At 39.4% G+C, this 22,866-nt stretch carries 24 protein-coding genes; 9 read left to right on the top strand and 15 right to left on the bottom strand.

Annotated elements, in window-relative coordinates:
* The first annotated feature begins 111 nt into the window (after positions 1 to 111).
* The 9 genes from L1264_RS05800 (at position 112) to ilvN (ending at position 11,353) form a co-directional block, all read left to right on the top strand.
* Complete coding sequence (locus L1264_RS05800; protein ID WP_235403768.1) at positions 112 to 1,647, top strand: diguanylate cyclase; 1,536 nt, start codon at positions 112 to 114, stop codon at positions 1,645 to 1,647.
* A 71-nt stretch (positions 1,648 to 1,718) separates the two neighbouring features.
* On the top strand, positions 1,719 to 3,062 hold the full coding sequence (gene ppnN, locus L1264_RS05795) for a nucleotide 5'-monophosphate nucleosidase PpnN (RefSeq protein WP_138557705.1): 1,344 nt from the start codon (positions 1,719 to 1,721) through the stop codon (positions 3,060 to 3,062).
* 11 nt (positions 3,063 to 3,073) lie between these two features.
* On the top strand, positions 3,074 to 3,847 hold the full coding sequence (gene xni / locus L1264_RS05790; RefSeq protein ID WP_199527752.1) for a flap endonuclease Xni: 774 nt from the start codon (positions 3,074 to 3,076) through the stop codon (positions 3,845 to 3,847).
* Between the two features lie 71 nt (positions 3,848 to 3,918).
* A complete protein-coding gene (locus L1264_RS05785) occupies positions 3,919 to 4,302 on the top strand; it encodes a DUF3192 domain-containing protein (protein ID WP_075594547.1) in 384 nt (127 codons plus the stop codon).
* A gap of 6 nt (positions 4,303 to 4,308) precedes the next feature.
* A complete protein-coding gene (locus L1264_RS05780; protein ID WP_199527753.1) occupies positions 4,309 to 6,006 on the top strand; it encodes a hypothetical protein in 1,698 nt (565 codons plus the stop codon).
* 215 nt (positions 6,007 to 6,221) lie between these two features.
* Positions 6,222 to 7,229, top strand: a complete 1,008-nt coding sequence (locus L1264_RS05775; RefSeq protein WP_130052654.1) for an isocitrate dehydrogenase — start codon at positions 6,222 to 6,224, stop codon at positions 7,227 to 7,229.
* 215 nt (positions 7,230 to 7,444) lie between these two features.
* On the top strand, positions 7,445 to 8,419 hold the full coding sequence (locus tag L1264_RS05770) for a transposase (RefSeq protein ID WP_199527754.1): 975 nt from the start codon (positions 7,445 to 7,447) through the stop codon (positions 8,417 to 8,419).
* A gap of 712 nt (positions 8,420 to 9,131) precedes the next feature.
* The gene (locus L1264_RS05765; RefSeq protein WP_135926386.1) at positions 9,132 to 10,856 is read left to right on the top strand and encodes an acetolactate synthase 3 large subunit; all 1,725 of its coding nucleotides are present in this window, start codon (positions 9,132 to 9,134) and stop codon (positions 10,854 to 10,856) included.
* Positions 10,856 to 11,353, top strand: a complete 498-nt coding sequence (gene ilvN, locus L1264_RS05760) for an acetolactate synthase small subunit (RefSeq protein ID WP_135926385.1) — start codon at positions 10,856 to 10,858, stop codon at positions 11,351 to 11,353. The genes L1264_RS05765 and ilvN overlap by 1 nt, the downstream gene beginning before the upstream one ends.
* 85 nt (positions 11,354 to 11,438) lie before the next feature.
* Here the strand turns inward: ilvN and L1264_RS05755 are convergent, their stop codons facing one another.
* From L1264_RS05755 to L1264_RS05685, 15 genes are all read right to left on the bottom strand, one after another.
* Entirely contained in the window at positions 11,439 to 11,714 is a 276-nt protein-coding gene (locus L1264_RS05755) for an HU family DNA-binding protein (protein ID WP_036972004.1), read from the bottom strand.
* A gap of 204 nt (positions 11,715 to 11,918) precedes the next feature.
* A complete protein-coding gene (locus L1264_RS05750) occupies positions 11,919 to 12,452 on the bottom strand; it encodes a DUF3833 domain-containing protein (RefSeq protein ID WP_138557710.1) in 534 nt (177 codons plus the stop codon).
* The gene (locus L1264_RS05745; protein ID WP_235403766.1) at positions 12,445 to 12,942 is read right to left on the bottom strand and encodes a chalcone isomerase family protein; all 498 of its coding nucleotides are present in this window, start codon (positions 12,940 to 12,942) and stop codon (positions 12,445 to 12,447) included. Before L1264_RS05745 ends, L1264_RS05750 begins: the two co-directional genes overlap by 8 nt.
* Before the next feature lie 55 nt (positions 12,943 to 12,997).
* Positions 12,998 to 13,492 (bottom strand): DUF2878 domain-containing protein, encoded by a 495-nt coding sequence (locus tag L1264_RS05740; RefSeq protein ID WP_138557711.1) that lies wholly within the window; start codon positions 13,490 to 13,492, stop codon positions 12,998 to 13,000.
* Positions 13,470 to 14,732 carry an SAM-dependent methyltransferase gene (locus L1264_RS05735; RefSeq protein ID WP_199527755.1) on the bottom strand — a complete coding sequence of 421 codons (1,263 nt, stop codon included), beginning with the start codon at positions 14,730 to 14,732 and terminating at the stop codon, positions 13,470 to 13,472. Before L1264_RS05735 ends, L1264_RS05740 begins: the two co-directional genes overlap by 23 nt.
* Positions 14,733 to 14,745: 13 nt before the next feature.
* Positions 14,746 to 15,486, bottom strand: a complete 741-nt coding sequence (locus L1264_RS05730; RefSeq protein WP_199527756.1) for a DUF1365 domain-containing protein — start codon at positions 15,484 to 15,486, stop codon at positions 14,746 to 14,748.
* A complete protein-coding gene (locus tag L1264_RS05725) occupies positions 15,479 to 16,735 on the bottom strand; it encodes an NAD(P)/FAD-dependent oxidoreductase (protein WP_135926380.1) in 1,257 nt (418 codons plus the stop codon). Before L1264_RS05725 ends, L1264_RS05730 begins: the two co-directional genes overlap by 8 nt.
* Positions 16,732 to 17,442, bottom strand: coding sequence for an SDR family NAD(P)-dependent oxidoreductase (locus tag L1264_RS05720; protein WP_135926379.1), 711 nt, complete (start codon positions 17,440 to 17,442; stop codon positions 16,732 to 16,734). Before L1264_RS05720 ends, L1264_RS05725 begins: the two co-directional genes overlap by 4 nt.
* On the bottom strand, positions 17,442 to 17,888 hold the full coding sequence (locus tag L1264_RS05715) for a nuclear transport factor 2 family protein (protein WP_135926378.1): 447 nt from the start codon (positions 17,886 to 17,888) through the stop codon (positions 17,442 to 17,444). Before L1264_RS05715 ends, L1264_RS05720 begins: the two co-directional genes overlap by 1 nt.
* Before the next feature lies 1 nt (position 17,889).
* Positions 17,890 to 19,281, bottom strand: a complete 1,392-nt coding sequence (gene phrB, locus L1264_RS05710; RefSeq protein ID WP_199527757.1) for a deoxyribodipyrimidine photo-lyase — start codon at positions 19,279 to 19,281, stop codon at positions 17,890 to 17,892.
* Complete coding sequence (locus tag L1264_RS05705) at positions 19,281 to 20,234, bottom strand: YbgA family protein (RefSeq protein ID WP_135926376.1); 954 nt, start codon at positions 20,232 to 20,234, stop codon at positions 19,281 to 19,283. The genes phrB and L1264_RS05705 overlap by 1 nt, the downstream gene beginning before the upstream one ends.
* Positions 20,235 to 20,244: 10 nt before the next feature.
* A complete protein-coding gene (locus L1264_RS05700; RefSeq protein ID WP_135926375.1) occupies positions 20,245 to 20,895 on the bottom strand; it encodes a ChrR family anti-sigma-E factor in 651 nt (216 codons plus the stop codon).
* Positions 20,888 to 21,511: a sigma-70 family RNA polymerase sigma factor gene (locus tag L1264_RS05695; protein WP_135926374.1), complete on the bottom strand. Its 624-nt coding sequence runs from the start codon at positions 21,509 to 21,511 to the stop codon at positions 20,888 to 20,890. Before L1264_RS05695 ends, L1264_RS05700 begins: the two co-directional genes overlap by 8 nt.
* A gap of 62 nt (positions 21,512 to 21,573) precedes the next feature.
* Positions 21,574 to 22,152, bottom strand: coding sequence for an LON peptidase substrate-binding domain-containing protein (locus L1264_RS05690; RefSeq protein WP_135926373.1), 579 nt, complete (start codon positions 22,150 to 22,152; stop codon positions 21,574 to 21,576).
* Between the two features lie 219 nt (positions 22,153 to 22,371).
* Positions 22,372 to 22,650 carry a hypothetical protein gene (locus L1264_RS05685; RefSeq protein ID WP_135926372.1) on the bottom strand — a complete coding sequence of 93 codons (279 nt, stop codon included), beginning with the start codon at positions 22,648 to 22,650 and terminating at the stop codon, positions 22,372 to 22,374.
* Between the last annotated feature and the right edge of the window lie 216 nt (positions 22,651 to 22,866).

The following is a 22,866-nucleotide window of genomic DNA, read 5'->3' as shown; positions in this document are numbered from 1 at the left end:
CAGGTTTGATATACAAATTAACTAAGTTTTTGACTTGGAACCTACATTTCGTATTAATTTGTTGTAAACTTACCCTATAGAAAATTTGAATCTTCACGGCGGTATTACTAGGTGCAGCAACAGCATGATGTTCTTAATAAAAAGTTAAAGCAGGCTATCGACGCACGCACAGTGGTCGAAGATGCACGCAAACATCAAGTTGAAGTGCTTTCACAGTTTGCGGCAAAACTGTCGCTCAGCTGTAAAGGGCTAGACATTGAGCTAGATAACCGTTTAGCCAAATTTAGAAACGCACTAAAAAAAGGTGTTAATTTTGAATTACTAACACCTTTCATAGATGATGTGCTTGGTCTTCTAAAACAACAAGAAACCAAGCAAATGGCTCAACAACGCGAGCTTAACAAAAGCATCACTGATGCAGGTAAACAATTACAAAAAGTCCAAGGTTTACCTGATAATGCCCGTCGAACATTGCGTTATCTGCTTGACCACGAATTGAATAATATACAGTCTAATCATGATTTTATACCTTTATTGTCTAAGCTGGTTACTATTTATCACCAAGCACTTCAAGCAAAGCTCGCTAAAAGTAGTCAAGCCGAGGCATTAATCAAACCTGAGTTAGCGTCTGAGCTGCTGTCTCTTGCTAATGAGCTTGTGCTCGAGGATGAAAGTGCAGAGCAAATAAATATAATTAAAAGCAAAATCACTCATAATGACAGTGTTGACGATTTACTTGATTCTGCGCTGAGTATTATCACCATCATCACGCGTAATATGAGTAAAGAGCGTCAATCTGCACAAAGCTTTTTAATCTCATTAAATCAAACTATTGAAGATTTACATCACTCTATTGTTTCAACCAGTAAACACTCAGAGTCGATTAGCGCAGAATACGATTCGCTGAACAAACAGATTGAAGCAAAAATTAAGAATCTTCATACGCAAACTCAGCAGGCGACTTCAATAACATCACTTAAAGAATTAGTAGAAGAAGAACTTAAATCTTTAAGTGATGATTTAATTGCCAAAGAAAAACTAGAGCAAACGGAGCGAGAAAACTTGCTCGCTAGCTTTAACGATATCAATAGCCGTATTAGCCATTTAGAAGCTAAACTTTCAACTTATAAACAACGCTTAAATGAACAGCGATTTAAAAGTTTGCTAGATGGTTTAACAAAATTACCCAACCGCGCAGCGTTTGATGAACGGTTTAATCAAGAGTTTCAATTATTTGATCTACAAGAGTCGGCAGTGACATTTGTAGTAATTGATGTAGACCATTTTAAATCAATCAATGACCAATATGGCCACAGTGCCGGTGACAAAACATTACAAGTCATTGCTAAAGCACTACAAAAATCAATACGTAAATCAGACTTTATTGCCCGTTACGGTGGCGAAGAGTTTGTGTTACTAATGAGTGGTATGTCACTTGAAAGTGCAGCAGCACCACTTGAAAAGTTGCGTAAGACAATTCAAGGTATTCCATTTAAATTCAAAGATAAGCAAGTAGAAATCACCATTTCTGCTGGCGCAACCCAGTTGAAAAAAGGTGATACCCCACTGATTGCCTTTGACCGTGCAGACGAAGCACTATACAAAGCCAAGAACGAGGGACGAAATAAAGTTTGCATTAGCAAATAAAGGCCTCATCTTGTTAGTAAGGTCTTTGACACACAATGATAAAGGCTCATTGACGAGCCAGGAGAGTGCTTATGTTAAAACAACTGAATCCTACAGGTGTACTGGATTTACTATCGCAACTAGAAGTTGATCTACTCGAACAATCATCCACCAGCGAGCGCTATAAATTATTTAGGAACTGTGTGCTCGCGGTTCTTAATGTGGGCAGCCACACTGACTCAAGCTCTGAGATTTACAACAAATACGAAAATTTCGATATTCGCTTATTGAGCCGCGAACGCGGGATTAAAATTGAGCTTGAAAACCCACCCGAATCAGCCTTTGTCGATGGCGAAATTATCACTGGTATTCATGAACATATCTTCTCGGTTATTCGCGATATTCTATTTATTTGTCAAAAATACGAAAAAGATTTAACTGAGCAAAAAGCCATAACTCATATGGTGTTTGACATGCTCAGGAATGCAGGTGCGCTAAGAGTAAATAGCGATCCGAGCATGATAGTTTGCTGGGGTGGCCACTCTATAAACGAAGTCGAATACAAATACACCAAGCAAGTTGGCTATGAGCTTGGGCTTCGTGGCTTAAACATTTGTACAGGTTGTGGCCCAGGTGCAATGAAAGGCCCAATGAAAGGCGCGACGATAGGCCATGCCAAACAGCGTATTACTAATAATCGTTATTTAGGTTTAACTGAACCAAGTATTATTGCCGCTGAGCCACCTAACCCAATTGTAAACGAATTAGTGATTTTGCCTGATATCGAAAAACGTTTAGAGGCGTTTATCCGTACAGCCCATGGCATTATTATTTTCCCAGGTGGCGCGGGTACCGCAGAAGAGCTGTTATATCTTTTAGGTATTTTACTGCACCCTGAAAACGAAAAACAATCTTTACCTGTGATCTTAACTGGCCCTAGAGAGAGTGAAAATTACTTTATTGAGCTGTGTAAATTCGTTGAGAAAACGCTTGGTAAAGAGGCACTTGATAAGTTTGAAGTGATCATCGATGACCCAGAGCGAGTTGGCAAAACACTCAAATCAAAAATGGCTGAAGTGCGTGAATACCGCAAGAGTCAAGGTGATGCATACTACTTTAACTGGACGCTAAAAATCGATAATGATTTTCAACAGCCGTTTGCACCGACTCATGCCAATATGGCGAGTTTGGATTTACACTTAGATCAGCCGACTCAGCAACTAGCCGCTAATTTACGCCGTGCGTTTTCAGGTATTGTGGCTGGTAATGTTAAAGACGAAGGCTTGCAAGCCATCAAGCAACATGGCCGATTTGTATTAAGTGGTGAGCCTGCATTAATGGCTGATATGGATAAACTACTTGCTGCTTTTGTTGAGCAAGGGCGAATGAAATTACCCGGTAGTAAGTATATTCCTTGCTATGAGATAAAAGCTTAACAGGAGACTATGTGACAACCCAGTTACTTTTAATAGATGCGTTAAATCTTATTAGGCGCATCTATGCTGTTGATAGTAATCAGAGTCATCACAGTGAAGAACATATGATAAAGGCAAGCTGTGCCCGCGTGGCACATGCTTGTAAAAAGTTACGTCAGCAAACTAATGCTACTCACGCGATTGCTGTGTTTGATGGTGAAAAAAGCTGGCGTTATCACTACTATGAGGCGTACAAAAGCACTCGCTCACCGATGCCAGATACCCTAAAACAAAACTTATCGCTTTTTAAACAAGCCATTGAACAAACAGGCATTGTGGTGTTTTCACCTAACAATGATGAAGCTGACGATATAATTGCCACGCTGGCACATAAAGCCGCGACTAATGATGTACCTTCTACTATCGTTTCTACAGATAAAGGGTTTTTACCATTTTTATCTGAGCAGATTGCTATTTATGATTACTTCAAAAAACAGTATCTTGAAGCCGACGACATTAAACAGCGCTTTAATGTTCCAAAACATCGACTCGCTGATTTTTGGGCTTTAGCTGGTGATAAAACCAATGACATACCCGGCGTGAAAGGTATTGGTAACAAAACTGCGCAGCAATTAGTAAATGAGTATGAGTCAATTGCAGCCGCAATCAACGACGATGAACTAAACCCTTCAGTAAAGCGTAAATTGAACGATGAGATGGATATGTTTGTTATTTCGAAAAATCTTGTGATGTTACGCACAGATATTCACTTAGGCTTTAGTTTAAAGCAGTTAAGGCTCAATTAATCGCAATCTCGTAGCGCACTTGGATATCACAGCGTATACTGCAAATTCGCGTTAATTTTAAAGAGTTACACATGTTTAAAAAGGTTTTCCAATATCTGGTGCTGGGTTTAGGTGTTTATGCACTTATCGCCACTCTTGTGATCACTTTTTATAAAGATGATCCACAAGCCATGATCTGGCAAGACCGTGAAGCTTTTAATAAACGTTACATCTCGAAACTATCTATCGATAAGCCTGAAAACTTAAACGCCGTACTTGATTACTTAGGCAGCCCAGACCTAACCTATGCTAAACGAGTCGAAGACAATGTTTGGCAAATCATTTTTTACCGCACGCAACACGTAAAATCGGATGGTATTACAACAATAGATGAGTGCACTGGCTTGCTGTTTAAAAATGGTCAATTAGTATTGTGGGGGCCAAGTGCCTATGAAAGCTATCAACAAGAAACCTAACCGCTTATGATGGAAAACGTGACGCCTCGTGAGTTGGCACGCTTATTTGATAGTACGCACCAGTTGCTCAAGCTTTATTATCAAAAGCAGAAATGGTCGCAAATTTATCCTTTATTAAGCAACCTTGCTGAGCGATATTACTTAATCTACCAAGCCTGCCCAAAAGGTATGCAAGCGCAACTTAGCTTATATGTTCCTAATCATGGCTACACAACAAATTTAGTTGTTAACCAATGCGTTATTGCTTGCATTCTATGTCGTAGCCTAAATTACAACCAAGCAATTAGTGAACAAATTATTAGCTGCTGTTTAGCTAATTACCTGTGCGTACAAACTCAAAGCAATAAGTTAGCTGCCTGTGAAAAGCTAACATTACAAGATAAAAAACTTTGGCAGAGTCGTCACCAGCTTGCTGCAAAATTACTGCAAAGCTCAGGTCCTCATACATTATCTATTCAGCATTTATTAGCGCGGTTAAATAAATACAAACAAGCACTTTTAAGTGCGCCAAAAATTATGATTTATGACGGAGCAACAACACTTGTAGCTTTAGCTAACATTATCGCCATGAATACCACTTATCGTGAATCTGGTGGGCATATTAGTATACATAAAGCATTGGCTGATATTTATCTTCGTACACCTAATGAGTTTGCTCAAAATGCAATAAAGGCGCTCATTGCGCACATAGGCCCATACATTCCAGCAAGTGAAGTAAATTACGCTGAACGCATTCTTATCTATTTAACCACCGATGAGCAAGGTAGGCATATTTTAGTCGATGCTAGCCGCCCAGAAAAAGTACGCTGGCATCGCATCAAAGCTAATTTGAGCATTTTAGACAAACAAAGAACATGTAAAGACACGCGTTTGCTCTACACCGTATGGTTTAGTGAGAACATCAATTTTACAGAACCACCACCTATAAATCAGCAACGCAGACAGCAATACTTAGCATTAATTAGTGACTTAAAAGTATCAAAAGAATACAGCTATCGTGGTTTAAATAAGCTGTTAAGTCCCTACCCTGAATTAATTACGCAACTTACAATTGCCGCTAAGCCCTATAATAAAGAGCAGCAAAGAGCCAAAGACTTGCGTCATTGTTTATCGATGGTTGGATACGACAATGCACCGGCAATCATTCAGAAAGTATTATTTCAACGCTTAGTAGCAACAACTACTCACCCACTGTTTCAGCATATTTCTAAACGACTTGAAAATATGGTGCGGATTATTCAAGCATTGTTTAAACACTCTGACTCAGTGCAATTTGAACACGTGAGCTTGCCATTATATGCCTACGTTTTATACCTTTGCGAATATCAAGCTACGAGCCTGTCTCGAAAAACTATATTTGAACAAGCCGAAGAGCATGTTATTAGCCCACCATTGGCCTGCCTATTTGGTGTTAATCACCTAGATCAAGCCCCATTGACTGAATATTTAAATCAGCTAATTGGTGACAACGTCTGGACTCAACATTTACTGGCTAGTGAACAACACAAAAAGCAGCAACTCACCATAAATGAGAAACATTGGATAGCTATTAAATTATTTACTTATTATGTTTTTCAACCAAAAGCTTTATTTAGCAGCTGGCAAGAGCAAATCATTTTCGACAGCCTATCGGCTGCTGGTTGGGACTCAAAAGCTAATTTTTATGCATATTTGAAAAATTGCGAGTTTGCAGACAATTTTTAGAATGTGTTGTTAAAAAGTGCGAAAACGTTAAATAAATATGAACTTTAGTCTGTTTATAGTCAGTATTCACAGGATAAACTGGTAAAAAGCTGAATAAATTGCTATAAAAGCCGCTTAAATTTTCAAACACATCCACGTAAACCTTCTAACAAGTAAATCGCATGCTATTTCGCGACGAGTTTACGTGTTTATCTACTCATAAATAGGAAAAGTAAATGGCTAAACAAACCATCACAGTGATCAAAGGCGACGGCATTGGTCCTAGCATTATTGATTCAGCACTTGAGATCCTTGAAGCTGCAGGTTGCGATTTTGATTATGAATTCGTTGATGCTGGCCTTGCTGCCCTAGAAAAAACTGGTGAGTTACTTCCGCAAGAAACAATCGACACAATTGCGCGTAACAAGATCACTTTAAAAGGCCCATTAACTACACCAGTTGGTGAAGGTTTCACTTCAATCAACGTGACTTTACGTAAAAAGTTTGGCCTATATGCTAATGTTCGTCCTGTTAAATCATTTGCAGGTACACAAGCTCGTTACGACGATATCGACATCATCACTGTTCGTGAAAACACACAAGGTATGTACTCAGGTCTTGGCCAAGTTGTATCTGAAGATGGTAACGAAGCAGAAGCAATGTCAAAAATCACCCGTGAAGGTGCAGAAAAAATCGTAACTTTTGCATACGAACTAGCAGTGCGTGAAGGCCGTAAAAAAGTAACGGCTGTTCACAAAGCTAACATCCTTAAATCAACATCTGGTTTATTCTTAAAAGTTGCACGTGAAGTAGCTGAGCGTTACCCGCAAATCGAATCAACAGAAATGATTGTTGATGCAACATGTATGAAACTAGTTATGACTCCTGATGAGTTTGATGTAATCGTTACTACAAACTTATTCGGTGATATCTTATCTGACCTATGTGCTGGTCTAGTTGGTGGTCTTGGTATGGCTCCTGGCGCAAACATTGGTGAAGATGCAGCTATCTTCGAAGCTGTACACGGTAGCGCACCAGACATCGCAGGTAAAAACCTTGCAAACCCAACTTCAGTGATCTTAGCATCAATCCAAATGCTAGAGCACTTAGGTATGGCTGACACTGCAGAGCGCATCCGCAGTGCAGTTGCAGATGTTATCAAAACAGGCGACCGCACAACGCGTGATCTTGGCGGCAGCCACGGTACTACAGACTTCACTCAAGCTGTAATTGAGCGTCTATAAGAGAATAATTGTTTAGGGCTTAAGACAACCTAACCCTTAAACACTCCCTACCCAAAGCCAGTCTAAGACTGGCTTTTTTATACCCTCAATTAATTGGACATCCACATTAATTAGACATCCATAACACACACATAAAACTAGACACCCAACTTAATAGTTCTCACTTCTCAAAATTATGACTAAACTTACATAGTTCACTCATGGAGGAGAAGAACATGGCAACCCCTCGCAGAAACTTAATTAGCGTTTCAAACACACCCTATTATCACTGTATTTCACGCTGCGTTCGTCGCGCTTTTTTGTGTGGGCATGATCCACTAACAGGCCGCTCATATGAACATAGGCGGGATTGGGTTGAAAAGAAACTACTTCAACTTGGTCGGATATTTTGTATAGATATTTGCGCCTACGCAGTAATGAGTAATCACACACATCTGGTTCTGCACATTGATATAGCAAAAGCGAAGCGTTTAAGTAATAAAGCTATTTTGATTAGGTGGCACAAGGTATTCAACAGTACATTCCTATGCCAACGCTTCTTAAATGGCGAATTACTAACACAAGCAGAGCTCTCGGCAGTTAATGACAGAGTTAATTTATATCGAGAAAGGCTAAGTAGTATTAGTTGGTTTATGCGTGTTCTTAATGAGAGCATCGCACGAAAAGCGAATCAAGAAGATGATTGCAAAGGGCGCTTTTGGGAAGGTCGCTTTAAATCGCAAGCCTTGCTTGATGACGCAGCACTTGCAGCTTGCCTTGCTTATGTTGACTTGAACCCTGTGAGAGCAAAAGCAGCTAATTTACCAGAGCAATCAGACTACACCAGTATAAAATCACGTATTGAGTCAGCTCAAAAAGCAAAGCAACCGAAAACACTTATGCGCTTTGCAGGTAAACTACGCAAACATATGCCTAAAGGACTCCCATTTGAACTTAAAACCTATTTGCAACTTATTGATTGGACTGGCCATTCTATAAGAGAAGGTAAACCTGGTGTAATCCCCCTAGATGCAGCACCTATATTAGAAAGATTAAATATCTGCTCTGATAATTGGCTTACACTTACCACTTCCTTTACACGCTCATTTAAAAATACTGCAGGTAAAGAGCAAGCTATCACGGCTTATGCAAATAACATGAAACGAAAGCGAAGAAGCTCAATTACTAACAGCTTAGCTTTATTTGCTTAATTATAAATTAAACCTCCAGAACATAATTAATGAGCACAACCTCGTTGCAAACCTGAGGTATGCACTTTTTACAACTAATGCTTAGCAAATTGTCCAAGAAGAAACTAAATCCATCATTTTTAGTGTTAATTTGCATTTTAGTGGGCAAATATTATTCATACCTTAATATCCACACGCTCTTTTAGTTAAAGACCATATAGATTGTTAATTACGATTTAAAAAATAAAACTGGGTGTCTTATTAAAAGAGTTTTAAAAAGTGGATTTTACTAGGCTAAGTTATGCGTATCAGTGATAAGTACGCATTATCTATATGCAAAGCTCAACATTCATCACACAATCAATTTAATGCATAGTTACACCTGCAAAAACATAAAACCACACTTTAATTTGCAATAAAAACATACAAAAATGAAAATATAGAAAAATTAATGCAAAATAACACTTTTGCGGTTGACATCAGTTTCTAAAACACTTAAAAATACATCTAACATTTTTTAAACAACAGCCTTCTAGTCGGCTGTGATTTTTAGAAGAAATTAATAAACAATGAATATTAGCCGTCACCTTTTAGTCGTCAATGTACTCGTACTGGTCTTAGTTACAAGCCCAGCGGGAGTCTATTAAAAGGTGAAAGCACACTTTTTAAAAAACCCCCGCCCTATGCGGGGGTTTTTTTATGCATTTATGCTTGCACACACAGAGGAATGAGGATGAGTACAACAGAATACAATGGATCCGAACTAGTTGTTCGGGCACTTAAAGAATTGAATGTAAAGTATATTTTTGGTTACCCTGGTGGTTCTGTACTTGATTTATACGACGCATTATTTCAGCAAGAAGATATTGAGCATATTTTAGTTCGACATGAGCAAGCCGCAACACATATGGCCGATGGCTATGCCAGAGCAACAGGTGACGTTGGTGTTGTTCTTGCCACCTCAGGTCCGGGTGCAACAAACTGTATTACGGGTATTGCAACCGCTTATATGGACTCTATTCCTATGGTGGTGCTTTCTGGGCAAGTGCCTACAGGTTTAATTGGTGACGATGCTTTCCAAGAAACAGATATTGTTGGTTGTTCTCGTCCAATCGTTAAACACAGTTACAACTGTCGCAGCGCAAAAGATATCCCTACTATTTTAGCTAAAGCATTTTACTTAGCGAGCACCGGACGCCCGGGCCCAGTTGTGGTTGAATTACCAAAGGATATGTTAAACCCTGAGCTTAAATTTCCTTTTGAGTTTCCAAAAACAACTGAACTACGTACTTATAATCCAAATACCAAAGGTCATTCAAAACAAATTCGTAAAGCTGTCACAGCAATTTTAGAAGCGAAGAAATTAGTGATCTATTCTGGTGGCGGTATTATTTTATCAAACACCTCTGAGCAACTAACGCACTTGGTTGAATCATTAAACGCACCAATCACTAACACCTTAATGGGCCTAGGCGGTATCAGTGGTACTCACCCTAACTTTATTGGCATGTTAGGAATGCATGGTAGCCTTGAGGCAAATAAAGCCATGGCGAACGCGGATGTGATCTTAGCGCTAGGTGCACGATTTGATGATCGGGTTACGAATAACGTTAAAAAATTCTGCCCAAATGCAACCATAGTGCATGTTGATGTCGATCCAACTTCAATCTCTAAAACAATTAAAGCGCATATCCCGGTTGTTGGCTGCTTAAAGACCGTACTCGAACAATTACAAGCGGCTATTGATAAGAGCTCAATATCGATAGACCGTTCTGCGCAAGAAGATTGGTGGCGACAAATCATCAGCTGGCGTGAGCAAAAATGCCTTAGCTACAGCACAGATGGCGATAAAATCAAACCACAAGCAGTTATCGAGGCAATTTACAAAGCAACCAATGGCGATGCTTACATCAGCTCTGACGTAGGCCAGCATCAAATGTTTGCAGCTCAATATTATCCATTTAAACATCCTCGCCAATGGATTAATTCTGGTGGTTTAGGCACCATGGGCTTTGGTCTACCAGCGGCAATGGGTGTTAAGCTTGCCTTCCCTGATAAAGAGTCAATCTGTGTAACTGGTGATGGTTCAATCCAAATGAACATTCAAGAGCTATCAACATGTTTACAATACAATTTAGCAGTAAAGGTTGTGTCGTTGAATAACCGCTCACTGGGCATGGTACGTCAATGGCAGGATATGATGTATTCAGGACGTCACTCATCTTCTTACATGGAATCACTTCCTGATTTCGTAAAATTAGTAGAAAGCTATGGCCATGTAGGTATTCGCGTTGATCATATTGATGAACTACAGCCTGCTATTGAAAAAGCCATGTCTATAAACGACAGACTGGTATTTTTAGATATCTGTGTTGATGAAAAAGAACATGTTTACCCAATGCAAATTAAGCTAGGGGCTGTAGATGATATGTGGTTACGTAAAGGAGTAAAAGCATAATGCGCCGTATTTTATCAATCTTATTAGAAAACGAACCTGGTTCATTATCGCGCATTGTTGGCTTATTTTCACAACGTGCTTATAACATCGACAGTTTGACTGTTGGTACGACTGACGATCATTCATTATCACGAATTACCATTACCACCATGGGTGATGATCGTATTGTTGAGCAAATCACCAAGCAAGTTAATAAGCTAGTCGATGTACTAAAAATTATCGATCTAACTGAGATGGCACATATTGAGCGTGAACTGTTATTAGTTAAAGTATTCGCACAAGATGAGAATACACGTGCTGCTGTTACACGAGTTGTTGATGTATTCCAAGGGGCTATCTTAGATATGGGCCGTCATAGCTATACTCTGCAGCTTGTAGCGAGCACAGAGAAGGTTGAATCCTTCCTTGATACATTACGTCATGAAAGTGATTTGATTGAAGTAGTTCGCTCTGGCGCGGTTGGTATTGGTCGTGGTGATAAAGCGTTAAAGGCATAAGCCTTTTTCGCCACTTCGATTCAAATATAACAAATACAAAAAAAGGGCTATAAGCCCTTTTTTCAATATAAACCTAGTTACCCAATTATGGATTAACTTGGTCTTTAAGACCTTTACCCGCTTTAAAGCTTGGGATAGTTGCTGCTGCGATTTGAATTTCTGCACCAGTTTGTGGGTTACGGCCAGTACGCGCTGCACGCTCTTTTACTGAGAAAGTACCGAAACCAACTAATGCTACTGAGTTACCTTCTTTAAGAGAATTAGTAACTGCGCCAGTGAATGCATCTAGTGCACGCGTTGCTGCCGCTTTTGAGATTTCTGCATCAGTAGCAATTTTTTCAACTAATTGAGCTTTATTCATTGTTAGATTCCTATTCGTTATTATTTTGCCTTCGCAAAACCTATCTTTATGCATTTTTGAGAAGTTAGCAACAGCAAATTGCTATTTTTACGTAATTTGTTCAAAAATGACTACTATTTAACTATCAAAAACGAGGTTAGCGACGTTAATATTAATAAAGACTTAATTTAACCAACATCGCGAAGTTTTCTGGTAATTAAACGATTACTCGATTTTCTCGATAACTAAGGTTACTTCCCCGACCTCGATGCCAAACTTATCAATAGCAGTGCGGTTTATCAAGCGTGATTGTGTTACCAAGTACATCCAATCATCGAAATTTACCACTAAAGTACTATCATCATATGGAAGCTCGACAGAATATGTCCAATGGAACACACTGCCATTACTTTCACCTTTTGCTTCGCCAATAACATCTGATGCCGTACCTGTTATACTGCCATCATCATTAATGGTGATGTACCAAACACGTGTTTGCGTTTCACCGTCATCATAAACAAATTGCTCGTCAATTACGCCTTTGTTGCCATCCCAGCTTGCTTGCATGTCGACTACCAGCTTACGAGTTAATTCGCCTTTGTGGTCCTGTACTACCCCATAGGCTTTTAGCTCACCACTAAAAAACTGCTTAAAGTTAAATTCAGGTTCTGTGCCTCGATAATAATCAACATCGGGCGCAGAGCAGCTGGTAATTAACATTACCATAGCTAAAATAAGGATTGCTTTGAGTTTAATCATGTTTCCCTCCAATAAGCTGTTTGCGTAGTGATGGCTCAGAAGTCTCTGCGCTTAGCCAGATTGCTAAAAAGTTATCGGCAAACTTGTCATCATTTATCTGTCCAAGTGGCTTGCCATTAAAGTAAAAGGTCCCTATTGCCTGCTCATTTGTTTGAAACGTTAACGAATCGTTTTTAGAAATATCAGGCCATAAGTCCAACAGCTGTTTGTCGTAAGCCCCTACCATTTCATCTAAGCCTAAATGCTGCCATTGCTCGTTAGTGGCTTTAACAATGTCTTTGGCTTTAAAATCACGCAAATAGGTAAGTGTTAATTTACTAGGGTGTTGACCGAATGTGTAAGTGCCGTTGGGAGTTTCAAGTTTGGCGTTATAAACATCCCAAAATAAATACTCCATTTTAGCTTGGCCAACGGTTTTAAAACCATTTGCAGCAACATCTGCCATAAACAATGAGCACATAAATGCCGCTATAGTCATAAACTGTTTCATCGTCTTATCCTAAAAAACTAGTTATGCAATGTTACGTAAAACCATCACTAACTGATCATTTAGCGGCTAAAAAACGCTTATTAAAGGTAATAATGCATACAAACATCGTTGCCCAGCCTAAACCGTAATACAGCCAAAAACTTACAACAGTCAGATCCGTGCTTAATACACCAAATCGTATACCTGCATAATAGCTAGCCGGAGCAAAGGCTAAACAAACCAACCAAGCGAAATACCAAGGAAGCTTTTGCAAAAACTGCATAGACGTATTAATGGTAAGTAATAGTGCAGCCCAAAGAAAAGCGAGCCATAGAGGCAATGGAGATACTTTATAATTAATTAGCTCAAAACCACTTGCAAGCCATTCATAGCCCAGCGCAATTGGTAGACCACATGCTAAAAGCAGTATGTCTTGCTTGCGTTGCTCTGATAAAAAAAGCATTAAACAAATAATAAAAGAGGCAGGGATTACCGCATCGCGCTCAAGGAGTAAGGCACTAAACCATACTCCTTGAAACAACACGAAATTAATAATCGAGCGCAATGCCATCGTCAGAGTGTCCAAATCGCGGTTTACGGGCTACGAGGTGCACAGTGCTTATTGCACGAGTTCTAAATGCACCTTCACAATAGGCTAGGTAAAACAACCATAAACGATAAAAGCGCTGATCAAACTTAACTTTATCAATTTCAGGCCAGCTGGCAACAAAGCGCTCTCGCCAATCAGCCAATGTTCTTGCATAGTGAACACCAATATCTTTTACACTATGTACCACCATGTCAGTTTGCTGTTTAATTTGCTTATTCATTTCGTCTAAGCAAGGGAGACAACCACCCGGGAAGATATACTGCTGAATGAAGTCAGAGTTTTTCAGGTAATGACTATAACGTTGATCAGCAATGGTAATGGCTTGGATCAGCATTGCGCCGCTGTCTTTCAACAAAGAGTGACATTTGGCAAAAAAGCCTGGTAAATATTCATGCCCAACAGCTTCAATCATTTCAATAGACACGAGCTTGTCGTATTTGCCCTCTAAGAGACGATAATCCTGCTTTAATAAGGTGATTTTATGCTCAAGATTTAGCTCTTTAACTTTTTCTTCAACATAGGCATATTGCTCATCTGAAATAGTTGTAGTCGTTACATGGCAGTCAAAATGCGTTGCCGCGTAAATCGCAAAGGCGCCCCACCCTGTGCCAATCTCAATTACTGAGTCACCTGGCTGTAGATCAACTTGCTCACAAATTAATGCCAGTTTGTGATCTTGGGCTTGTTCAAGAGTGGCTTGTTTTGAAGGGTACACGGCACATGAATACAACATTTCATCACTTAAAAATGCACTATAAAGGTCGTTACCTAAGTCATAATGCGCTGCGATATTTTTCTTAGAACCTTGAGCTGAATTTCGATTTCTAAAATGGTTTAAGCGATGAGCTATACCACTAAAAAAAGCGAATTTTTTCTCAAAAGCATCAAGCTCGTCTTGGTTTAAGGCAAATATTTCAATTAATTTAGTAAGGTTATCACAATCCCAGAAACCTAGAATGTAGGCTTCACCAGCGCCCACGCTTCCTGACAATGCAAACAATTTATACATAGCTGCATCGTTAACTGTAACAGTGGCGTGTATATCACTGGTTGTATCACCAAATTGTGTACGGTCATTTCCTTCAATTAAAGTAATGCGACCAATTTTGATGCTATTAAATGCACCTATTACTAATTTTTTGTATAGTTTTGCCACCCAACCTGTTGCTTGAGTCTCAGTCAAATTTGATACTTTTTCCATCACATCACCTAGTTTAATTCTCTTGTTTGCCCGAATGACCAATAAATGGCACACGTTTACAAAATAGTTTCAGCGCGTGAATATAAATACCTTTGAATATACTCAACGTCATTGCTGGAAACTGCTTGAGCACCGCACTCATCCTCTCTTTATTGAGTGGATGCTTTTGTAAACGTAGCGTTGCGTCAAACAAGAGTGTGTCGTCTTTTTTATTTTCAATATGAATCATGGTGTTATCAGGATTCATTCTGATATGCCAATAATAGTTCATATCTAAGTTCATGAAAGGTGATACGGAAAAAACCTTTTTAAAGTTCACTTTTTTTTCGAGCGGCACGACATAATAATGACGTTCATTCCACGGAGTATTACTTACTTCAGCAAGCATATGCGTGAAATTACCATCATTACTTTGGTAGAAAAAAAAGTTAACAGGACTGAAATATATTCCCATACAACGAAGTTGCCCAAGCATATACACTTTAGTAAAGGTTTGCTTTACACCTAATTCAGCTATCTTGGCGAGCGCACGTTGCTGTACTGATAGCTGCATGTTTGTCTGAAAATTAAAATAATCGCTTTGTTTAAACTTTAGAGGTTTAAAGCCTGAACAGCCCAGCCATGGGTGAATGTTATTAAGTTCTTCAGGCTGAGCTAAATCGACCCACATCATGTAAAGTGGGTATTTGAAATGATGTTTTTTAACTGCAAAACGTCGGTGTCTTACGTCACCGACATAAATGGCGCTATTCAAATTCAACCCCAAGCTGCTTTGCCACGTTGACCGCACTTCTTACACCATCTTCATGAAAGCCGTTATACCAATAAGCGCCACAGAAATAGCTATTATTTTTGCCGTCGATTAATGACTTTTGCTGCTGTGCGGCAATCGATTCTTTATTAAATACCGGATGGTGGTAGGTAAACTCGCGTAAAATTTTATCTTTATTGATACCGTCAAGGTGGTTAAGGGTTACACAAAATTGCGTGTCGCTTTGAATACCTTGCAGAATATTCATTTGATAAGTCACAACAGCCGCTTTGTCTGTGTTGTTATTCAACAAGTAGTTCCAGCTAGCCCAAGCTGCCTTGCGTTTTGGCAACAACGCTGTATCAGTATGTAAAACCACTGAATTAGCAGTATAAGGAATGGCTGAAAGTACATTCTTTTCGTCTTCACTTGGGTCAAGTAATAACTTTAAAGCCTGATCAGAATGGCAAGCAAATACCACTTTGTCGAATATTTCGCTATGACCATCATCAAAATGAACGTGAACACTGTCATCTTTTCGAGATACCGAGCTGATATTACTATTTAAACGAATTTTATCAGCGAAGCCTTGGATCATGGGTTTAATGTATTCGCGAGAGCCACCCGGAATAACATACCACTGCGGACGATTAGTGATATCCAGCAAACCGTGGTTATAAAAGAACTTAACAAAAAACTCTACGCCAACTTGTGCCATTTCTTTAATACTGGTTGACCAAATAGCAGCGCCCATCGGCAAAATATAATGGAAGCGAAAGAACTCGTTAAAGTCATGCTCATCCAAAAATTCGCCTAATGTTTGATTGGCCTTGTAGTTTTGTTGTGCATGCAATGATTTGCACACTTCATTGAAGCGCACTATGTCTTTTAAGAGTTTCCAAAACTTAGGACGAAAGATATTACGCTTTTGTGCGAACAAGCTCCAAAATGTATGACCGTTATATTCAAAGCCCGTTTGCTCGTTATGCACACTAAAGCTCATTTGAGTTTTCTGACGCTCGACACCCAAACGCTTAAGTAATTTTTCAAAATATGGGTAAGTGCGGTCGTTAAATACAATAAAACCTGTGTCTACAGCGTATTCAACGCCATCAACCTTTACGTCAATGGTTGCAGTATGGCCACCTATGTAGTCGTTTTTCTCAAATACGGTTACATCGTAGTGCTTATGCAATAGGTGCGCACAGCTTAAACCCGCTATGCCAGATCCAATAACAGCCACTTTTTTCAACGTGATAATCCTTTTGCTAGCTTCAGCCAAAGTGGCGTAGGAAGCATTCTTAAAAATTTCAAAATGAAGGTAAAACGGTGCGGAAAGTGCACTTCTTTGCGCCTTTTCGCGACCCCTTTATAAATATAATTTGCCGCTTTTTCAGCACTCACCGCCATTGGCATTGGAAAGTCGTTTTTATCAGTCAGCGGCGTTTTAACAAAACCAGGGTGAACTAAAGTCACATCAACATCTTTTAAATCAACCGCTAAGCTATTAGCTAAATAACTTACACCGGCTTTAGACGCGCCATAAGCTTGACTGCGCGGTAGCGGTAAGTAAGTCACACTAGAGCTTACAATCACCAGCTGACCACCGGGTTTTATCTTTGGTAGTAATGCCTCAAGGCAATAGCCCATACTGAGTAGATTAGTGGTGATCACACGTTCGAACAAACTGCTATCAAAATTACGAGCATCATCAATATATTCACAATTGCCTGCATTTAGAATGACACGATCGAATTGTGTATAGGCGACTGTGCTCGAACGTATATCCTGAAGGTCTGTTGCATCAAATTGGCAAGACTCAATGTTTTGATGTTGGCTCAATTTAGCAAGCTTTTCTGTATTCCTGCCGCATGCAATCACATGCTCATTATTGTCTGCGTATAGCTTTGCTAATGACTCGCCAATACCGGAAGTTGCGCCTGTAATTAATGTTGTCATTATGCACTCGCCCTTTTATCAATAAATTTAACAGCCGAGCCAAGTACAGGGATATGCCTGTAAAGCATAGCGCCTACGTCAAAATAATCGCGATGATTAATTATTTTATCACCAGCGAACTTTAAACGGCTATGACCTGCAACAGAGATTGCTTGCCCTTTATTGAGCTTGGGATGACGGTATTGCATGGTCCAATAGATAAAGGCGGTATCATCTTTGCTCTGAGTATTTTCAGTAACATAGCTGTCTTCAATAACAAATTCACAAGATATAACGTTAGCATAGAGGTTTTTGAAATACTCACGTAGCTCGCCAAGACCATTTACCGCATGCAAGGGATCTGCAAAGTGAATATCTGGATGATAGATTTCATCCAGTAGCTGTAAATTGTCTTTATTGAGTGTTTGATAAACATCAATAAATCTATCAAGGATCGCCTTGTCCATGTCACACCTTAAATGCGTTTAGCGCTCGCTCTCGCGCGGCTTTATGATCAACAATTGCTGGCCAATAACTGCTCGACTTACCCTGTTTCGCTAAATAATCATGCGGAAAATGGATTTGCTTTGCAGGTACTTTTTCCAACTCTGGTAGATATTTACGGATAAATTCACCATCTGGATCAAATCGCTCACTTTGGGTGATTGGATTGAAAATTCGAAAATACGGCTGAGCATCACATCCCGTACTTGCAGCCCATTGCCAGCCACCGTTGTTAGAGGCAAGGTCGCCGTCTATAAGGTGCTGCATAAAAAAGCGCTCACCTTTACGCCAATCAATTAATAAGTGCTTAGTTAAAAAGCTTGCGACCACCATGCGTAAACGATTATGCATCCAACCAGTTTGCAGTAACTGCCTCATTGCAGCATCAACTAGTGGGTAGCCTGTTTTACCTTCGCACCACGCTTTAAAGTCGCTCTCATCATCACGCCATTTCACAGCGTTGTATTTATCATTGAAGTTGTCGTATTTACTTAGGTTTGGATAAATAACGATAAGGTGACGATAAAACTCACGCCAAATCAATTCGTTAACCCAACAAAACAAGTTACTTTTGCTGCTACGTAGTACATCAGGATGGCGCTGCTGAATAAGTGCCAATAATTGCTGAACGCTAACAATACCCAAGGCTAAATATGGGCTTAATCCCGAAGTGCCTTTAATGCTTGGGATATCACGCTGGTCTTGATAGGTTGCTAGCTTTTCTTCAATAAAGCGTGCGCAAACGTGGCTGAGGGTATCATCATCAACAGGCCATTTTTCTGAGCTGCCGTCTGAGTCTAATAACTCATTTGGCTGCCATTCAATGGGCTCGAACATCTTAGGCGGCTCAGCAAAATAAAAGTGGGTGTCTTGATAAGTTTTAAGCCATGCATTTTTAAATGGCGTAAATACTTTGAACATTTCACCACTTTGATTTTTGATGCTCCCAGGTGGCGCAATTACATCACCGTCGTATGCATAAAAAGCAATATTTTTACTGTCAGCATGCTGTAAAAACGTTTTATCACGGTTTACTTCGTTAAGCTCATATTCGTTGTTAGCGTATACATTTTTTACCTGATGTTGCTCACAAAATGACGCTAATTTTTCAACGCACCCATCGTAATCAACCGCATCAATGACATGTAATTTAATACCTTTACTGGCTAAAAGCTCACCTAAAAAGCCAAGCCTACGCTTTAGTAAATCAAGCTGTATAGTTGCCACATCATGTTTTTGCCATTGCTTTTCAGTAATAAAAAAAACTGCATTCTCGCAACCATTCTCGATTGCCTGATACAGTGCATCGTTATTAAAAAGGCGCAAATCGCGCCTAAACCAAAATAAAGTGTTCATTAAATTCCGTAGCGTAGTTTTAATTCGTTCGGATAGGGGTCTAGATAAACTTGTTTCGCCAAGTATTCATTTGGGTGAACTTTTAAATGATGCTTAATTAATGTCAGTGGAACATAAAGTGGTACGAGACCTTTACGGTATTCGTCAATTGCATCTCTTAGTTCTTGCTTTTCTATTTTAGAAAGTGACTTTTTAAAATAACCCTGTAAATGCATCAAGGTATTTGCATTATTTTTGCGAGAAGCTGGTTTTTTGAGGGCTGTCATTAACCCTAAAATGTATTCATCTGCCAAGGCTTGGATATCTTCACCATCAAAGGTGCCCAGTAAATTCCCTAAACTACGGTAAGCTTCGTAATTATGTGCCATCAATAAATACTTATATTGAGCATGGAACTGGGTCAATCTATGAACTGTGAGTGGCTGCTCACATAGTGTTTGCCAATGCTTATAGGTGTAAACGCGCATAACAAAGTTTTCACGAAGATGCATATCGTTTAAACGACCGTTTTCTTCACAAGGCAACAATGGATTGTGCGCCATTATTTGCTCTGCAAAAAAGCCGACACCTTCTGAGGTGTTACCTGTACCCGCTTCGTTGTAGATTTTAATACGTTCCATACCGCAACTAGGGCTTTTTGCACAAAACACAAAGCCGCTTAACTCAGCGGTTTGCTCTGTTGCCACTCGTTTACCATATTCTGTTAGTTTAGGGCCAACATCGCCAGTACCATCAGGACGGCACACTTTAATGGTGTCGCCAACTCGCACTTGGCGAATCGTTGGTCTAGGGATTGGCAACCCTACCGCTACTTCAGGGCAAAACTTTTTATACTCAACATGGTTAGCCAACTCATCCATGCAAAAATTAGATTTTTTGTGTCCACTGTCAAAGCGAACTTTGTCGCCTGCTAAACAGGCGCTTAAACCAATTTTAATTGTCGATTGCTGCATATAAACTCTACTAATAGATTAGATTACCAATTGGATTTAGTAATTTACTAATACCTTTATTGAAGTGTAGGGCACTACTAACAACTGTAAAGCACAAGCACCCTTCAATTGTTTTTGGCGTGTGATTGTGGCGACCATCTAACATCATAAAGTCACCTGGTACATAGTGTCCGTCTTCATCACTAAACTCACCATCTAATAATAAAGTTAGCTCAAACCCCGTATGTGTGTGCTCAGGTATTTCACCACCCGCATCAATGTGCAATAGACTTGCTCGTAATGGGCCGTCGTCTAAATCAATGCGAGAGCGGGCAAGTTTACCTATTTGCATAAAGTTACTGTGGCCAATACGCGTAAGTGCTCTAGGTAATGTGTAGGTTTTATCTTTAACATCAACCGATACCTGTGCTTGCTCGTATACCTCATCAATTGACTCGTCAGCTATGATGGCATCAAAAAGAGTTTTATCGAACATATCATCCATATCATTAGCAGACTCGATAAATATGTCGTCAGCATTTTTTGCCTCAAGCGCGGCTAACTCTTTTTGGCACACAGGACACATTTCAACATGAATAGCGACTGCAACACTCAAAGTGGCAGGTAAATTACCTTCACTGAACTTGGCAAGTAATTCGTTGCTAGGATGGTGCTTAATCATGGTGATCTCCCATTTCATTGCGTAACTTCTGCAAGGCTAAGCGAAGACGGGACTTCACTGTGCCTACGGGAATATTTAAATGTTCAGCAAGTTGCTCTTGCGACATATCTTGAAAGTAAACGCCACGCACGACTTCACGTTGTGCAAGTGGTAATTTATCAAGGTATTGTTTAATTTGTTTATCTTCTAAGTGGTCACTAAATTCGTGTTGACCCGGCTGGGCTTCATCAATTAGAGGCCAAATATCTTCACTGATACACTCTTCTTTACTGCTCTTCATTTTTCTGAGCATGTCGAAAGACGCGTTACGCATCACGGTATAAACCCATGTCGTCGCCGCCCCTTTCTCTTTATGGTAAAGATGTGCTTTACGCCAAACTGAGGTTAACGTTTCTTGAACTAATTCCATTGCTTGTGCTTCAGAGCCGAACTGCTTTATCCCAAAACGTTTAATTTTTGGTGAGAAATATTGGAAAAGTATTGCAAACGCACGTTTATCACGGTGCGTAGCAACAGCAAATAATGCATCAGCAAGCTCTTTGCTTGGTGTATCTGGCATGGCAGAGTATTGACCTGTGTTAGGTTTACAACCTGTTTGAAGTTGTTGACTTACCATCTTTATGTCATCCAATTATTGTCGTTTGTAGTAATACGCCAAAAAGTTGATGTTAGATCACATTAATCAGTAAATTCGTTGTTAATTAGAGTATGGAGGAAACTTAGCAAGTTTTCAAAGCTAGATTTATAAGCAAGTTGTTGTTTTTTAACTAACGATATAGGCAGGATCTCTAGCCAACGAGCAGCGACCCAAGCAAGGTTATCAAATTGTGGAGTTTTATATAGACCCGCTAAGTCAGGTTGATTTGCAAACACAGCACGAAGTGTGTCACTTAGTAAGGTATTTTCGTCATTAATTGGCGTGCTTACATACCACGAAGGTGACGTAGTTATTTCGATGTCAGCATGGCGTAGCTGCTGCTTATCCTGACTAGCGTTGTGAATAGAAACCGCATGTTCAGCATAAACATCAATTAATAGTTGGCCATTATCATCTTGATTGAAATCGGTTATTTGCATTAAACAACCTATCTCGGGCAAGTTAAGATCTGTGTCGTGTTGGTAAGTGCAAAGCACAAAACCTGTATTATCTTGCACAGCTTCTTTGACCATTGTTAAATAACGTTGCTCAAAGATTCTTAGCTTGGTGAACCCTTCAGGTAAAATAAAAACCGGTAAAGGAAAAATCGCACGCTTCATAAAGTCTACTATTCTAAAACCACATGCCTTTAATTACGTGCGCTTTCTATCCGCCGATCAATATTTCATGAAATCTTAATATCTACTTGTACTTTAGAAGTTGAACCATTGCGCAACGTTACGAAATAATTCGATTGATGCATATGCACTGAGTAAACTCAAAACCGGTGCAACCATAAGTAAAAATAAGCTGATTTCACTACTCATTGTCTTGTTTCCTTACTGCTTGTTTGTTGCTTTAGGAGCTTGAGCAACTTTTAACTCTTCTTCTTTCGAAGCAATTGCATCTTCACTCATGTATGTATCTAGTAACTTTTGAGCATCAAACTCAATGCTGTTCATTACGCTTTGTTTCAATTCGTTACTTGCTTGTTGAACATAGCTTTTAACAGATTGTGTAATTGTGTTGCTGATATCTAATTCAAAGTCAGTAGCACTTGCTTGAGTTGACGCAAATACAAGTAACGCAGCAGTAGTTAATTTAAGTGAGTTATTCATAGTGGTATTCCTTGTCTCTTTAAGTAATTAGTCGTAATTACTTAATCAAAGGTTGTGCCACCCTGAAAATAAATTTTAAGTTATTGATTTTAAACTATTTAAAAATATATTTATTTTTTAACCCCATTCAGTGTTAGTTAATAAAACCAACCAATTTAGATATTTTGACCAATATTTAGTGAAAAAATAAGCATTGCCAACTTCAGCGTACACTTG

The sequence above is a fragment of the Pseudoalteromonas sp. APAL1 genome (assembly GCF_021532475.1).
GTDB classification, from domain to species: domain Bacteria; phylum Pseudomonadota; class Gammaproteobacteria; order Enterobacterales; family Alteromonadaceae; genus Pseudoalteromonas; species Pseudoalteromonas lipolytica_C.
The sequence above is the reverse complement of the archived record's forward strand: the minus strand, read 5'-3'. Positions and strand labels throughout refer to the sequence as shown.